Source organism: Serratia silvae (genome assembly GCF_023282985.1).
GTDB lineage: Bacteria > Pseudomonadota > Gammaproteobacteria > Enterobacterales > Enterobacteriaceae > Chania > Chania silvae.
Map to the genome: position 1 here is coordinate 376,406 of NZ_JAGQDC010000001.1, position 14,922 is coordinate 391,327.

Here is a 14,922-nt window from a genome sequence, read left to right on the forward strand (position 1 = left end):
AGGTTTATTGATCTTAAGTGAAATTTTTATCAACATGTTGATTATGTTGGTTTTTTTTATTGCTTAAATTAAATTTCTCAGGTTGATATAAATTGATTATGACATTGGCTATCCGGTCGCTAACATGCATCCAACTTTTCAGCGATAGTGGTGGGAAGCAGATGTACGATAGCCGATATGGATTTGGCGATGAGTTTAGTAGTGTTAAGGATGACTGGCACGGTGCGGACGAATATGATTTTGATGATCATAGTGAAGATATCAGTGAGATTTCGTTCCATATATCCAGCAATAATAGCTACTTCTTACAAGGTATCAGATGTAGCTTGCTTAAGTTGCAGCAGCAACACAGTCATATTACCTTCGAGCAGACGATATCGGATGGCTCGGCACGTAGTGCATTACTGATTAGCGAAATGATACGCGAAAAGAAAAGCAAAGCGTTGATGGTGGTGATTGCCAGTACTGCATTATTGAATATATTGTCGCTAAGTATAGAACCGCGTTACAGAGATCGGGTTGTTTTTATTGCGACCAATGAGTGCTGTACTGCGTTGTTGACACAGATTGCCGATTCGCCGAATACGACATGGGCAAGGCGTGGCAAATTTACTCCTAAAGGGACACTGGCTGCGTTAAGTAACAGAGAGAAACGAATTTGTTATTATCTGTTCCGCGGTTATACGCCAAAAATGATCGGTGCGATTTTAGGAATTAATATTAAAACGGTCAGCAGTCATCGCGTGTCCGTTATGAAGAAAATTGGTTGCACCAATAAGATAGGTTTATATAAGACCTTGCGGGTCTATTACGGTACCAGCGTGGAAGGCTGACCGTTATAACCTGCCTTGAGTGCCACAAGTATAAAAAATGAAGCAACGACCTCATTGACTAATGGGGGGGCGCTTCATGTTTTTTGTAGTACCCCAGACCATGCTTGGCATGGGTGGTTATTAGTTGTTTATATCAATTTATTTAATAAAGGAATAGAAATATGAAACTGAACAAATTCATGGTTGCCGCAATCGCTTTGGGTTTTGTTTCTGCTGCCAATGCTGCACCAAAGGATCAGGGCCATGGCACAATCGAATTTTACGGTTCCATCATTGATGCGCCTTGCTCTATCGCCCCAGGCGATGACAACCAGCGTATCCCTATGGGCCAGATCGCTAACGTGGCGCTGAAAGACGGCGGTAAATCTACCCCTGAAAACTTCTATATCCACTTGGAAAACTGTGATGTAACTACCGGTAAATCGGTAACCACTACTTTCACTGGTCCAACTTCTGCGGGTAACGCTAATCTGTTTGGTATCACCGGTACTGCTCGTGGCGCTAGCCTGGCTATCACCGATGGTAGCGGCACTCTGATCAAAGCGGGTCAACCAACTGCTCCACAGACCATCCAGAATCACACCAACATCCTGAACTTCTCTGCTTACCTGCAGGGTGACATGAATGGCGGTGAAGACGGTAAATCTGCTGCAGAAATCGTCCCAGGTGACTTCAGCACCACCACTACCTTTACCCTGACTTACCCGTAAGTTTTAACCGGTTAAACGGTCACACATGCGGGGAAACCCGCATGTTTATTCTTAAGGTCATGGTGTCGAAGGGAATTAACGGCGTGAACAAAATGGAATATATCGTGGCGAGTTGCCTGTTCAGCGCTCTGTTTTGCGTAACAGCAACAGCGGAAACGTTAATGGGACGGGGCCGTGTCGTCATGGAAGGCAGCATTATTGAAACTGCCTGCGCCATTGAGATGAGCAGCCGTGAGCAGGTTATTGAGATGATCACCGTTCCTGCGTCACAGATTGCTCAGGATGGGCATGGTATCGCTAAACCTTTTGTCATTCGTTTAATTAACTGCACCCTGCCACGTTTCGATCCCTCTATGCCCGATTGGCAGGCATTCCGCGTTACTTTTGATGGTATCAAGGATGGCGCTTTACTGGGTATTGAAGGCGAGGCCCAAGGCGTTGGGCTACAGATTAAAGACCAATCAGGCAACATCGCATTACCCGGCGTCGCTATGCCCCTGGCAGAGTTAAGCTCCGGAGATAAGCTGCTGCAATACACCATAAACCTGTTGCCGAATCACCAGATACTGCGAGCCGGTGAGTATCGCTCCACCGTGCGTTTCAAGATGGATTATTACTGATAAACGGAATTTTATCGATGGCCAAACCTGTTGCGAATTCTACTTTCCGGCTGCGCGGATTGTGGGTCTGTATTGCCTTATCGCTGGGAAGCCCGGTTTATCTTACTCATGCCGCAGATGATATCCAGTTCAATACTGATGTGTTGGATATAAAAGATCGGGAAAATCTCGATCTCAGCCATTTCTCCCGTGGTGGCTATATTATGCCAGGGACTTACACCATGGCGGTGTTTCTCAACCGGCAGCAAATAGCGGAGCGTCCAATCACCTTCGCCCCATCTGAAGAAGACCCTAAAAGCAGCTTACCTTGCCTGACGCCTGAACTGATCGATCTGTTTGGCCTGAGAGACAACGTGCTCAAGAACATTGTCTGGGAAAACGATCGGCAATGTATCGATCTAAAAAGTATCCCAGGATTGATGGCTCGAGGCGACTTGGCGACTTCGTCCCTGCAGCTCAGCGTGCCGCAAGCCTATCTTGAATACAGTTCTGAGGATTGGGATCCGCCTTCCCGTTGGGATAATGGTATTCCAGGTGTGTTGTTTGACTACAACCTGAATTTCCTGACCTCGCGCCAGCAGCACCAGGATCAGGCCTATAGCCTGAGTGGTAATGGGACCACCGGGGCCAACCTTGGCTCTTGGCGTCTGCGCGCCGATTGGCAGTTGCAGATGAAGAATCAGTCTGGTAGCAACGGCGAAAATAGCCTGGACTGGAGCCGTTATTACGCTTATCGCGCCTTACCCAAGCTGCTTGCCCGCCTGACGGTGGGGGAGAATTTTCTTAATTCCGATATTTTCGACAGCTTCCGCTTCACCGGCGTCACGCTCAATACCGATGACAACATGCTGCCACCGAACCTGCGCGGCTATGCCCCAGAAGTGAGTGGCGTAGCCAAAAGCAACGCCAAAGTGACTATCAGCCAGCAGGGCCGCGTGTTGTATGAAACTCAGGTCGCTCCAGGCCCGTACCGCATTCAGGATTTAAATGATGCGGTGTCCGGCCAACTACAGGTTCGCGTTGAGGAGCAGGATGGCAGCGTGCAGGAGTTCTCTGTGAACACCGCCAGCATCCCTTATCTGACCCGTCCAGGTTCGTTGCGCTATAAACTCGCAGCAGGACGGCCGACCGATTGGAAACACAACGTTACCGGGTCACTGTTCTCTACCGGCGAATTCTCCTGGGGGGTTAGCAACGGCTGGTCACTGTACGGTGGCGGCGTGGGGAGCGACGACTATAACGCGTTGGCGCTCGGGGTTGGCCGCGATCTAATGATGCTGGGCGCTCTGTCGTTCGATGTCACCCAATCCAGGGCTAATTTACCGCAGCAGGGATCGCTGTTTGGTAACTCTTACCGCCTCAGTTATTCCAAACGTTTTGACGATTATGACAGCCAGGTGACTTTTGCCGGCTATCGCTTCTCCGAACGCAACTTCATGAACATGAGCGAATTTTTGGACGCTCGGACTACCGGTTACCGCGCTCAGAGCAGCAAGGAGATGTATACCGTTACGTTCAATAAGCAATTTGTCGATCTGGGCCTGAGCACTTTTATTAATTACAGCCACCAGACCTATTGGAATGACAGTGCCAACGATCATTATAACCTGTCGCTGGCGAGATACTTCGATCTGGGGAAGTTCAAGGATCTTAACCTCTCGTTGACCGCCTATCGTAACAAATTTAACGGCACCAACGACGACGGCATGTATCTGGCGATCACCATTCCCTGGAGCCACTCCGGTTCCATCACCTACAGCGGGTCATGGGATCGCAATGAAAATACTCACCAGGTGGGCTATTTCGGCCGCGTGAATAACGCCGACTCTTATCAGATCAGTGCGGGTAGTGCCCGTCAAGGTGCGGTTGCCAGCGGTTACTACACCCACTTGGGCAATAACGCACAAGTGAGCGCCAACGCGGGTTATCAAGCTGGGCGCTCCAGTTCTCTGGGCATGTCGCTGCAAGGTGGCATGACGGCGACCGCGGAAGGGGCAGCTCTGCACCGGATTGGCATGCCAGGCGGAACGCGCATTTTATTGGATACCGACGGGGTCGCAGGTGTTCCTCTGCGCGGCTATGGCTCAACCACCTTATCCAACCGCTTTGGTAAAGCCGTGGTGGCGGACATCAACAGCTACTACCGCAACCAACTCAGCATCGATCTGAACGCGCTGGACGACAAGACTGAAGCGATCAGCTCGGTGCAGCAGGCGACATTGACCGAAGGGGCGATTGGTTTGCGCCGGTTTGAAGTGGTTGCCGGTGAAAAAGCGATGGCGGTAGTTCGTTTGGCTGATGGGACATCACCGCCTTTCGGTGCCACGGTACAAAATAGCAAGAAGCGGGACGTTGGCATTATCAACGATGACGGCAGCGTTTACCTGAGCGGCATTCAGCCCGGAGCCAGGATGACCACCAATTGGAATGGCATCACCCAGTGCGAAATAACGCTGCCAATGCATATCCCACAGAACGGGACACAGAATTTACTGCTGCCTTGTCGGCCAATCGCCGCTGGGGAAAATCCGGTAACGGAAAACAGAAGCTGAACGGAAAAAGACTGATGAAATTAACGACAACACATTTATTAACCGCTGGCGCATTGCTGCTGGCCATCTTTACCTCACAGGCCAATGCGGCGATTGCCTTGGATCGTACTCGGGTGATTTATAACGCTTCCAGCAAGTCTGTCAGCATGAACGTCAGCAATGAAAACAAGCACCTGCCTTATCTGGCCCAGGGGTGGATTGAGGATGAGCAGGGTAATAAGATCACCAGCCCGCTGATCGTTCTGCCGCCGGTGCAGCGTATTGAGCCCGCTGCTAAAAGCCAGGTGAAAGTGCAGGGGCTGCCTGCTTTACAGCAATTACCGCAGGATCGTGAATCGCTGTTTTATTTCAACCTGCGTGAAATCCCACCGCGCAGTGACAAGCCGAACACGCTGCAAATTGCGTTGCAAACACGCATTAAACTGTTCTATCGCCCGCGGGCGATTGAACCGACCAAGGAGCAGATGAGTACGCCGTGGCAGGAACAAATGACGCTGACGCGCCAAGGCGATCGCTATGTGGTCAACAACCCAACGCCGTATTACATCACCATCGTTGAGGCTAGCACCACCAAAGGTGGCCAGAGCGCCAAAGGGTTTACTCCGTTGATGGTGCCACCCAAGTCCAATGCGCCGTTAACCGCCAGCGTTAGCGCGTTAGGCAGCGCCCCGGTGTTGACCTACGTGAATGACTTCGGCGGTCGCCCGGAGCTTATTTTCCGCTGTGCTGGTGATACCTGTCAGGCAGAACCTGGCAAACGTAACTCATAGCCGACGCGCAACAGAGGTGACCTATGCCGTGGAAAATTTCGACGGGGCTAGCAGGCTTGGTACTGGTTTTGGGCATGTCTGCGGCCATTGCCGCGACGTCCAACCTGACTATCTCGGGCAATATTTTACTGCCACCACCCTGCGTGATTAACGGGGATCAACTCATCACGGTGGATTTTACCAACGAGGTGATGACGACCCGGGTTGATGGTATCAATTATCGCCAGCCGGTGCCTTACACATTGGAATGTTCGGCTGGTAATACCAACGCGTTAAAAATGCGGATCGTGGGTGTGGACGCCGGTTTTGCTGGTGCTCTGTATACTTCGAAAGGCGATCTGGGGATTGCCTTGACGAATGACAGCCAGGCAATGCCGGTGAATAGCTGGCTGAATTTCACCTTGCCTAATCAGCCAAAGCTGTTTGCCACCTTAGTGAAGCGCCCAGGGACCACCCTCAGCGGCGGTCCTTTTACGGCGGGAGCCACGATGGTGATCGACTACCAGTGAAACGGGAGAAAGGAATGAGATCGATTGCAAGGATGTCACTATTGCTATCGTTTGCTCTGCTGGCCATAAGCCCGTCGCAAGCAGCAGAAAATATGAGCTTTAGAGGTACGTTGATTGAGCCACCTCCTTGTCTGGTCAATAACGGCAACGACATCGACGTGCCTTTTGACAAGATCGGTGTCAAGAGCGTGGATGGGGTGAACCACCGCAGGCAAATTCATTACGTGCTTGATTGTACGGCGGGACCTGCATGGAGCATGGCGCTGACGCTGATTGGTCCAACCGCCGCTTTCGAGCGGGCAACGCTACAAACCAATATTACCAATCTGGGTATCAAGATATACCAGAACGGTTTGCCGTTTGAGCTAGATACGCCTATCGCTATCAACCCGCAAAATCCACCGATGTTAGAAGCCGTGCCGGTTAAAAAACCAGGCACAGAGCTGACTGAGGGGGCGTTTGAAGTTACGGCGACGCTGCTTGCGGAATACCAATAAGGAGCTGATATGCGGCAAATTCTGGGATATTTATGTGCCACCTTCGCTCTACTTGCGCTGAGTTTGGACGTGCAGGCGGCTAATAATATGCGCTTGCATGGCACGCTGGTGGCGGAACCTTGTGTCATTGCGCCGGGTGAGGAAACTGTCCAACTGGATTTTGGCACGGTGATTGATAAGCAGTTGTATAGCGATCATAAAACCAGCAGCAGAGAATTCAAACTGCACTTGAGCAACTGCGATCTGACGCTGGGCAAAACGGTGCAGGTCACGTTCACTGGCGTTGAGAATCCCGCATTACCTGGGTTACTGGCGCTGGATGCATCCAGCCAGGCATCCGGGATTGGCATTGGTATTCAGTCGGCAAATGGCGATCCTTTGCCATTGAATAAGTTAGGCACTCATCGCTACCCGTTAGCGGCAGGAGGCAACTACCTGCGCATGATGGCCTATGTGCAAGGTGAGCCAGACGCGATTACCAACAAAACCATTAACCGCGGTCCTTTCAGTGCCAGCATGACCTTTGCATTGACCTATGACTAATGGCTGATGCCGCTTGGCCTCTGTGAAGGGGCTAATCAGCAACAGCGCAGAGCAATAAGGAACAGAAATGAAGTTAATAGGCACAGCACTGCTTAAAAAAACCGCCGTTATCGTTGGCCTGTTGATGCCTGTATGCGGTTACACCGCCGGGATTGATGTGAGCTGGACGGGGCCAAAGCAATTAACCATTAGTGCTCAGCCTGATGGGATCGCTGGATCCACCACGAGCTGTAAAATCGGTACGACAGTGAATTTTTACGCCATACTCATGACCTCCACGGGTATGTATCAGCGGTTGATTGCCTCAGCGCCGGGGGTGGCAAGTGGAAACTGTAGTGAGGTTTTGACGAGAACACTCCCTATCACGATAACACTGAAGGCCGGGGAAGAGTATTTCTTCGGTCTGGGTCAAGAGGTCAACAGGCGGCCTGCTGATGGTCCTTCTGTCAGCGTTACTCTCGAACATACCAGAGGGACCGGTGATGGGTGGAAACCTCAGCCACCGCCAGGTCCTTCCTGTTCACTGGTTGGCAGCTCGGTAGACATCAGCTATGGGGATATTCAGGCCAATAGCGTGCCGGGATTGAAAAAAAGCTCGGATTTGTACGTTCGCTGCACCTCCAGCGCCACAGTAAAAGTAACGTTGATCGGCTATACGGCCTCCACCGGTGTCAAGCTACGAACGGATGGCTCACTGGCGGCAGAAGTGTTTGTGCGTGACCAGCCTGCAAATGTCGGTAGTCTTGAAAAGATCGCCGCCAACCAAACGATGGCCGTACCCATCTCTTCCGTGTTGAAGGTTAACGGTACTCTGGCGGGCGGTGCTTTCCGTGGCTCGGCAGTGATTAATGTGGATATCCTTTAACGAATCAACCTTGATGGTAATCGTCAGCCCGCGTTTTGCGGGCTGATGTCTTCAGCCGTTTCCGGCCTGTTCCACGATCGCCAATCGGCCGGGTTCTTATTACCGCTTGTCTGCCTTTCCTTCTCTGAACTTCCCAATCAATAAGCCAGTTAAACGTAATTAGTAATTGTATTACCGTCAGGGTTAATGTGACATTCGGGTCGTTCAAAAATAGCATGACGAACAATTGATTAGCGAAACAGCGTGACGGTATTTTCATCTTATTACAAATTTTAAAATTCTATTTAGCTCATTTTTATCTAGCAGGGTGACTAAGAGATATCCTCACTTTGGTGGGATGCGGCAGGCCAGTGCTGGTTTTGCTTGCAAAATGCACTTTTTATGAGATAAATCTCATTTCTATGGGCGTGGAAAACAAATCTTTAAATTCTTATGGTCTTGTAGTTGTTTTATATTTTAGTCGCTTGACGATAAAAACTATTTTTATTTGGTAATCATTCATCGCAATAGGCTATGCTTTAAGCGATCCGTCAACGGCAGATTTTATTCATTGTTGAGCGAGTCATATCCAGCAAAATTGCAATAGGAGTTTTTTGTGGCACAACGTAAATTTCTCACTCTCACAGAGGTTAACAACCTGATGAGTGCTGCCCGGAATAAACAGACCGGGGTACGGGACAGTTGCCTGATCCTGCTTGCCTTCCGCCACGGGTTTCGTATCAGCGAGTTGTTGAACCTGCGTTACCACGACCTGGAAATGATGGAAGGGAGGATAAATATACGCCGACTTAAGAATGGATTCTCTACCGTTCATCCTCTGATGAGTGATGAATGCAAGGCGATTATGGAGTGGAACCAGGTCAGGGCGCAGTGGAAGCCTGCCGTGGATCCGGAGATTGTTTTTATCTCCCAACGTGGCACCCAACTATCGCGCGGTCAGGCTTGGCGCATTATTCGTCAGGCTGGGGAACTGGCGGGCACCGCTACCCATACGCATCCCCATATGCTGCGCCATGCCTGCGGTTATGAGCTGGCGGAAAGGGGCACAGATACCCGCTTGATTCAGGATTATCTGGGGCATCGTAACATCCGGCATACGGTACGTTACACCGCCAGCAATGCGGCGCGCTTTGTCGGGATGTGGGAGCGTAATGGGTTGGTTATAAAGGATTTACTGTTAAATAATAAGATGCAGGATGAAACAATTGGGGCTAAACTGTTCCTAATTCTTCAATGTTCGCTAAGATTTTGCAATACCTCATGTTGGAATATTCCTTAATTGCATTTTATCATAATGATAAATAAGCTTATTTTTTTACCTCCCCAGAACGACCTCTTCCCCCCCTGCAATTTGGTCATGGTATAAATTCTCTGCTGCTAATCGCCAATCCTACCTGGTTCACAATTAAATTATTATTACAAAGCATTTAATGTTTTTGTTCCTGGATTTAAATATTAAAAATAGTCAATTAATTCACCATTCATTAATCTACCGTTTTTTTATAGGGTGCGACAAAATAGCCCCAAATGTCTCATGTTGATGGCGAAAACTGAACGGAATAGGGAGGTCCGGCCGTGAGTAGAAATGAAGTCTGTGCGGTTGCCCACCAGGGGAATCGACCTCCACACTTTTTCATGGTTATGAAACATTATGTGTTCAAAGGAAAACAGTATGAAAATCAAATCACTGGTTGCTGGTATTGCCGCAGTTCTTTCTCTGGTTGGCGTCGCTAATGCGGCTACGACTACCGTCAACGGTGGCACTGTCCATTTCAAAGGTGAAGTTGTTAATGCGGCCTGTGCCGTGGACGCGGGTTCTATTGGCCAGACAGTAGAATTGGGGCAGGTTAAAAGCACCACTTTGGCTACCGCCGGTAATACCAGTTCCTCTATCGGGTTCAATATTCAACTGAATGATTGTGATTCCACCGTCGCTACTCAGGCCGCTGTTGCTTTCAGCGGTACGGCAGTTAGCAGCACCTATAATACCGCGCTGGCCCTGCAAGGCTCTGCTGCGGGTAACGCAACCAATGTCGGTATTCAGATCCTTGACCGTACCGGTACTGCGTTAGCGGTTGATGGCGCTACCTTCAGTGCGGCTACTACGCTCTCTGATGGTACCGTAATTGTTCCATTCCAGGCTCGTTATATCGCGACCGGCGTTGCCACTGCCGGTATTGCCAATGCTGACGCGACTTTCAAGGTGCAGTATCAGTAAGCTGAATTAATCCATCAAGGATGATTATTTTAGGCCAGGGAGGCCTGTTTTCAGCTACTGGAGGCAAGGAGCGTGCGATGTGGAGAATGGGAGCGGGACTGCTGTTAACGCTGTTACTGGGGGCGCAGGCCATTGCTGATGATCGTGGGGGGGACAAACCTACCGGTGGCTTGATGCGCTTTCAGGGGGAAGTGATCGCGGAAACCTGTTCGGTTGAAACCGGCGATCGCAATCTGACAGTGTCGATGGGGCATATCACCACTGACCGGTTTCGTATGGCGGGCGATGAGTCCGGCTCAGTCCCCTTTGATTTGCATCTGCAAAACTGCAATACCGCAGTCAGCCGCAACGTGGGGGTCATGTTCCATGGCATGGCAGACCGTAATAATTCGCAGGTACTTTCTGTTGGAGACGGGCCAGGTATCGCCTCTGGCGTCGCCGTGGCGTTGTTCGACGTCAGAGGGCAATTTATTCCACTCAATACTGCGCCGCGGTACTGGGTGTCATTGCAAGAGGGGCCGTTGATCCTGCATTTCGTGGCGAAATATCGTGCCACCGGACAGCCGGTGAACGATGGTTTGGCTAACGCTCAGGCATGGTTCGCGCTGACTTATCAGTAGGCCTTGGCCGCAAGATGAAAAGTAATAGTGCTGCGTAATTCCTGGCCCTTGGCCGTGCAGTGCTATGGAGGTCAGATCCTGATGGATGAGGTAAAAGTGAAAACAACAACGATGGGTGGAAAGGTCATGTCCGTATTGCTGCTGTTGGCTGCGGGGCATTTAGGCATGGCCAACGCCGGGGTTGGCCTAGGCGCGACCCGGGTGATTTATCCTGCCGATCAGAAGCAGGTGACTCTGGGGGTCAGCAATAACGATGAGAAAGGCACCTTTTTGATCCAATCCTGGGTAGAAAATGCCGACGGTCAAAAAGATGGCCGGCTGGTGATTACCCCACCGTTGTATTTGATGCAGGGAAAAAAAGAGAACACCTTACGCATTATTGATGCGACGAATCAAAGCTTGCCGAAGGATCGGGAAAGCCTGTTCTGGGTCAATGTTAAAGCCATCCCATCGCTGGACAAATCACGCAAGGAAGAGAACACCCTGCAATTGGCTATTACCAGCCGTATAAAACTGTTTTATCGGCCTAATGGGCTCAATATTGCGCCAGATAAAGCGCCGGAGCAATTGCGTTTTAAACGTAGCGGCAATGAACTGACGGTCGTCAATCCCACCCCCTATTTCATCACGCTGAGCGAGTTGAATGCTGGCACGCGGCGGCTGGCAAACACCATGGTGTCACCTATGGGGTCGACCAATGTTGCACTCCCCGCCGATGCAGGCAGCACTATTAGCTATCGGACGATTAACGATTACGGTGCCCAGACGCCGGTGCTTAAAGGTGTGATGCAGTAAGGCACGTAGCCACCATCTATTACCCGTCGTCTTTCAAGCTGCAGCGTTGTTACCTGCACTTACTCACCCCAGTCACTTACGAAAAGTAAGCGCCTGGGGATGAGTAAGCTTGTCGCCTCGCTGCAACTCGAAATCCTTTGGGTATATAACCAGATAAATCAGGCAGCCGGGCGACCTGTATCGAACCGGAGGGATCATGCTATACCTGAAAAACGGCACGGAAAGTCGCAGAGTGATGAAAGAAAACCACCAGGATGCCAGCATTTTTAAGCGGACGTTAACGCCTTTGGCAGTGATGTTGCTGGCGTTATGTGGTGGTATGTCAGCTCGTGCGGAAAATTATTTTAACCCTCGTTTTCTGGCTGACGATCCGGCGAAGGTAGCCGATCTGTCCGGTTTCGAAAAGGGATTGGAAGCACCTCCGGGCATTTATCGCGTCGACATTTATATGAATGACGGATTTATGTCTACCCGGGATGTCTCTTTCCGCGCCGATACCGATCAGCAGACCCTGGTGCCTTGTCTGACCCGCAGCCAGTTAGCTGCAATGGGTGTCAATACTCGGGCGATCCCTGGAATGGCCGTATTGGCAGCAGAAGCCTGTGTGCCATTAACCTCGATGATCAAAGAAGCCTCCACTGATTTTGACGTCGGGCGGCAGCGCCTGTCTATCAGCATTCCTCAGGCTTTCATGGGTAATCTTGCTCGTGGCTATATCCCGCCTGACCAATGGCAAAACGGCATCACTGCCGGGTTACTCAATTACAGCTTCACTGGCAGTAATGTCCGTAGCAGCCAGTCGAGCACCAGCAATTATGCCTTCCTTAACCTGCAAAGCGGCGTGAATCTGGGCGCCTGGCGGCTGCGGGATAATACTACCTGGAGTTACTCCAGCGGCGGCAGTGGCTCTGCCAATCAAAACCGCTGGCAGCACGTTAATACCTATTTGCAGCGGGATATTGCGCCTCTGCGGAGCCGTTTGACGCTGGGCGACGGCTATACCTCTGGGGACGTGTTTGATGGTATCAACTTCCGCGGTGTGCAGGTGGCGACGGATGACAATATGTTGCCAGAAAGCCAGCGGGGGTTTGCTCCCGTGATCCACGGCATTGCTCGCGGCACCGCCAGAGTCACGGTCAGGCAGAACGGGTTTGAGGTTTACCAAGCCACGGTGCCACCGGGGCCATTTACCATCGACGATCTTTCTGGCGCTGGCAACGGCGGCGATTTGCAGGTCAGCATTCAGGAGGCGGATGGCACGGCACAGGTATTTACCGTGCCCTATGCGTCGGTGCCGGGGCTGCTGCGCCAAGGGCAGGTGAGATATTCGGTGATGGTGGGGCAGTATCGTAGCGGCAACGATCGGCAAGAAAAACCGACTTTTGGCCAGGGTACGCTGATGTGGGGGGTGGCAGATGGCTGGACGCTGTCCGGCGGAAGCCAACTTGCTGATCGCTATCAGGCGTTCAACCTTGGGGTCAGTAAAGACCTGGGCATTCTCGGCGCCGTATCGCTGGACATTACTCAGGCTCGCGCCACCTTACCGGATGATAGTACCCATCAGGGGCAATCGCTGCGCTTCCTTTATAACAAGGCATTGAACGAGTGGGGTACCAACCTGCAACTGGTTGGTTATCGCTATTCCACCAGCGGCTATTACAGCCTGGCTGACACCACCTGGGGCCAGATGAGCGGTTACAGCACGGCAACCGATGAAGGCATTGTCCAGATCACCCCGAAACTCACCGATTACTTCAATCTGGCCTACAACAAGCGTGGGCGGTTGCAGATGACGGTGACTCAGCAGGTGGCTGACAATGCGACCCTTTATCTGACCGGCAGCCATCAGACTTATTGGGGGATCGGCAAGGCGGATGAACAACTGCAGGCCGGTTACAGCGGCACGTTGGAGGATATCACTTATACCCTCAGCTACAGCCTGACCAAAAATGCCTGGCAGGACGGGCGCGACAATATGCTGGCGTTCAACATCAGCATCCCGTTCAGCCATTGGTTGCGTTCCGACAGCCAGTCGGCTTTCAGACGTTCCAGCGTCAGCTACAGCATGTCTGACGATCTGAACGGCAGAATGACCAATCAGGCGGGGGTGTATGGCACGTTACTGGATGACAACAACCTGAGTTACAACGTGCAGGCCGGTTACACCGGCGGCGGGGAGGGAACTTCGGGAGGGACCGGTAACGCAGCGCTGACCTATCGGGGGGCTTCTGGCAATGCCAACGTGGGCTACAGCCGCAGCAATGGTTACAACCAACTGTATTACGGGCTGAGCGGTGGCGTGTTGGCGCATGAGAATGGCATCACCCTGAGCCAACCGCTAAACGACACCCTGATCCTGGTTAAAGCGCCGGGGGCGGGCAACGTGTCGGTGGAAAACCAGAGCGGGATCCGTACCGACCATCGGGGATATGCCGTACTGCCGTTTGCCATGGATTACCGGGAAAACCGCGTGGCGCTGAACCCCAATACGCTGGCAAACAACGTCGAGCTGGATGAGGCGGTGGTCAGCGTAGTGCCGAATCATGGTGCGGTGGTGTTGGCCGATTTTAAAACCCATGTCGGGCTGAAGGTGCTGATGACGCTGACCTATAACGGGCAACCGCTGCCATTCGGCTCGGTGGTGTCTTTCGATAATGGCCGTTCTGGCAGCATTGTCGCCGACGGCGGGCAGGTGTATCTGACCGGGTTGCCGCCAAGTGGCGAGGTGAAAGCCAAATGGGGCGAGGGCGCAACCGAACAGTGTGTGGCGAGTTACCAACTGCCACCGGAAAGCCAGCTAAAGGCACTTAGCTATCTAACGGCACTATGCCGAACTATGCCGACGGGCGGGAGAGGCGAGCGATGAGAAAGCAACTTTATATCCTGTGTCTGCTGGCGTTGGCCAGCTCCAGGATAGTTCAAGCAGCGGACAGCACGATCTCCATTACCGGCTACGTTAAAGACAATGCCTGCTCCGTAGCGCCGGGTTCACAAAACTTTGTGGTGGATTTGCTGAGCAATGCGGCCAAGCAGTTGCATCAGGTCGGTGCGACTACACCGATGGTACCGTTCAGTATCGTGTTCGATAAATGTGGCGGCTCGGCGATTGCGGTGAAAGTGGGGTTCACGGGAGGGGCCGACAGCGACAATACCACCTTGCTGAAGCTTGACGGTGGGGGGGGCGCGGCGGGTGGCATGGGAATACAGATCCTCGATAGCAGCGGGAATGCCATTGCGCTCAATGACGTATCGAGCATGCTGAACTGGTCAACCCTCACCGCGGGGCAATCCAATACGCTGCATTTCTCTGCGCGCCTGATGGCGACCCGTACCCCGGTTACTGCCGGGCTGGTCAGCGCGACGGCAAACTTTACCCTGGAATTTCAGTAA

15 protein-coding genes are annotated in these 14,922 nt (G+C 51.8%); all 15 read left to right on the plus strand.

The window, feature by feature from the left end; all coding sequences use genetic code 11:
• Nucleotides 1-161: 161 nt before the first annotated feature.
• The 15 genes from KAJ71_RS01665 (at nucleotide 162) to fimF (ending at nucleotide 14,922) form a co-directional block, all read left to right on the plus strand.
• On the plus strand, nucleotides 162-833 hold the full coding sequence (locus KAJ71_RS01665) for a helix-turn-helix transcriptional regulator (RefSeq protein ID WP_248944082.1): 672 nt from the start codon (nucleotides 162-164) through the stop codon (nucleotides 831-833).
• A 161-nt stretch (nucleotides 834-994) separates the two neighbouring features.
• The gene (locus KAJ71_RS01670) at nucleotides 995-1,543 is read left to right on the plus strand and encodes a fimbrial protein (RefSeq protein ID WP_248944083.1); all 549 of its coding nucleotides are present in this window, start codon (nucleotides 995-997) and stop codon (nucleotides 1,541-1,543) included.
• Nucleotides 1,544-1,584: 41 nt separating this feature from the next.
• Nucleotides 1,585-2,163: a fimbrial protein gene (locus tag KAJ71_RS01675; RefSeq protein ID WP_248944084.1), complete on the plus strand. Its 579-nt coding sequence runs from the start codon at nucleotides 1,585-1,587 to the stop codon at nucleotides 2,161-2,163.
• Nucleotides 2,164-2,180: 17 nt separating this feature from the next.
• Nucleotides 2,181-4,715 (plus strand): outer membrane usher protein, encoded by a 2,535-nt coding sequence (locus tag KAJ71_RS01680; protein WP_248944085.1) that lies wholly within the window; start codon nucleotides 2,181-2,183, stop codon nucleotides 4,713-4,715.
• A gap of 14 nt (nucleotides 4,716-4,729) precedes the next feature.
• Entirely contained in the window at nucleotides 4,730-5,485 is a 756-nt protein-coding gene (locus KAJ71_RS01685) for a fimbria/pilus periplasmic chaperone (RefSeq protein WP_248944086.1), read from the plus strand.
• A 23-nt stretch (nucleotides 5,486-5,508) separates the two neighbouring features.
• Nucleotides 5,509-5,994, plus strand: a complete 486-nt coding sequence (locus tag KAJ71_RS01690) for a fimbrial protein (RefSeq protein WP_248944087.1) — start codon at nucleotides 5,509-5,511, stop codon at nucleotides 5,992-5,994.
• 14 nt (nucleotides 5,995-6,008) lie between these two features.
• Nucleotides 6,009-6,491 (plus strand): fimbrial protein, encoded by a 483-nt coding sequence (locus tag KAJ71_RS01695; protein ID WP_248944088.1) that lies wholly within the window; start codon nucleotides 6,009-6,011, stop codon nucleotides 6,489-6,491.
• Nucleotides 6,492-6,500: 9 nt separating this feature from the next.
• A complete protein-coding gene (locus tag KAJ71_RS01700) occupies nucleotides 6,501-7,034 on the plus strand; it encodes a fimbrial protein (RefSeq protein WP_248944089.1) in 534 nt (177 codons plus the stop codon).
• Between the two features lie 67 nt (nucleotides 7,035-7,101).
• Complete coding sequence (locus tag KAJ71_RS01705; protein WP_248944090.1) at nucleotides 7,102-7,899, plus strand: MrpH family fimbial adhesin; 798 nt, start codon at nucleotides 7,102-7,104, stop codon at nucleotides 7,897-7,899.
• 595 nt (nucleotides 7,900-8,494) lie between these two features.
• Nucleotides 8,495-9,178, plus strand: a complete 684-nt coding sequence (locus KAJ71_RS01710; protein WP_248944091.1) for a tyrosine-type DNA invertase — start codon at nucleotides 8,495-8,497, stop codon at nucleotides 9,176-9,178.
• A 393-nt stretch (nucleotides 9,179-9,571) separates the two neighbouring features.
• On the plus strand, nucleotides 9,572-10,117 hold the full coding sequence (fimA, locus tag KAJ71_RS01715) for a type 1 fimbrial major subunit FimA (RefSeq protein ID WP_248944092.1): 546 nt from the start codon (nucleotides 9,572-9,574) through the stop codon (nucleotides 10,115-10,117).
• Nucleotides 10,118-10,194: 77 nt separating this feature from the next.
• On the plus strand, nucleotides 10,195-10,737 hold the full coding sequence (locus tag KAJ71_RS01720; RefSeq protein WP_248944093.1) for a fimbrial protein: 543 nt from the start codon (nucleotides 10,195-10,197) through the stop codon (nucleotides 10,735-10,737).
• A 111-nt stretch (nucleotides 10,738-10,848) separates the two neighbouring features.
• Entirely contained in the window at nucleotides 10,849-11,532 is a 684-nt protein-coding gene (locus KAJ71_RS01725; RefSeq protein WP_248944158.1) for a fimbria/pilus periplasmic chaperone, read from the plus strand.
• Nucleotides 11,533-11,728: 196 nt separating this feature from the next.
• Nucleotides 11,729-14,398, plus strand: a complete 2,670-nt coding sequence (locus tag KAJ71_RS01730; RefSeq protein WP_375540711.1) for a fimbrial biogenesis usher protein — start codon at nucleotides 11,729-11,731, stop codon at nucleotides 14,396-14,398.
• On the plus strand, nucleotides 14,395-14,922 hold the full coding sequence (gene fimF, locus KAJ71_RS01735) for a type 1 fimbrial adaptor subunit FimF (RefSeq protein ID WP_248944094.1): 528 nt from the start codon (nucleotides 14,395-14,397) through the stop codon (nucleotides 14,920-14,922). Before KAJ71_RS01730 ends, fimF begins: the two co-directional genes overlap by 4 nt.

What these genes read in the sequence shown, in the direction of transcription:
- KAJ71_RS01670 (WP_248944083.1), top strand. Translation starts at nt 995, where the DNA reads ATGAAACTGAACAAATTCATGGTTGCCGCAATCGCTTTGGGTTTTGTT.
- KAJ71_RS01705 (WP_248944090.1), top strand. Translation starts at nt 7,102, where the DNA reads ATGAAGTTAATAGGCACAGCACTGCTTAAAAAAACCGCCGTTATCGTT.
- fimF (WP_248944094.1), top strand. Translation starts at nt 14,395, where the DNA reads ATGAGAAAGCAACTTTATATCCTGTGTCTGCTGGCGTTGGCCAGCTCC.
- KAJ71_RS01685 (WP_248944086.1), top strand. Translation starts at nt 4,730, where the DNA reads ATGAAATTAACGACAACACATTTATTAACCGCTGGCGCATTGCTGCTG.
- KAJ71_RS01700 (WP_248944089.1), top strand. Translation starts at nt 6,501, where the DNA reads ATGCGGCAAATTCTGGGATATTTATGTGCCACCTTCGCTCTACTTGCG.
- KAJ71_RS01725 (WP_248944158.1), top strand. Translation starts at nt 10,849, where the DNA reads ATGGGTGGAAAGGTCATGTCCGTATTGCTGCTGTTGGCTGCGGGGCAT.
- KAJ71_RS01680 (WP_248944085.1), top strand. Translation starts at nt 2,181, where the DNA reads ATGGCCAAACCTGTTGCGAATTCTACTTTCCGGCTGCGCGGATTGTGG.
- KAJ71_RS01665 (WP_248944082.1), top strand. Translation starts at nt 162, where the DNA reads ATGTACGATAGCCGATATGGATTTGGCGATGAGTTTAGTAGTGTTAAG.
- KAJ71_RS01695 (WP_248944088.1), top strand. Translation starts at nt 6,009, where the DNA reads ATGAGATCGATTGCAAGGATGTCACTATTGCTATCGTTTGCTCTGCTG.
- KAJ71_RS01720 (WP_248944093.1), top strand. Translation starts at nt 10,195, where the DNA reads ATGTGGAGAATGGGAGCGGGACTGCTGTTAACGCTGTTACTGGGGGCG.
- fimA (WP_248944092.1), top strand. Translation starts at nt 9,572, where the DNA reads ATGAAAATCAAATCACTGGTTGCTGGTATTGCCGCAGTTCTTTCTCTG.
- KAJ71_RS01730 (WP_375540711.1), top strand. Translation starts at nt 11,729, where the DNA reads ATGCTATACCTGAAAAACGGCACGGAAAGTCGCAGAGTGATGAAAGAA.
- KAJ71_RS01690 (WP_248944087.1), top strand. Translation starts at nt 5,509, where the DNA reads ATGCCGTGGAAAATTTCGACGGGGCTAGCAGGCTTGGTACTGGTTTTG.
- KAJ71_RS01675 (WP_248944084.1), top strand. Translation starts at nt 1,585, where the DNA reads ATGTTTATTCTTAAGGTCATGGTGTCGAAGGGAATTAACGGCGTGAAC.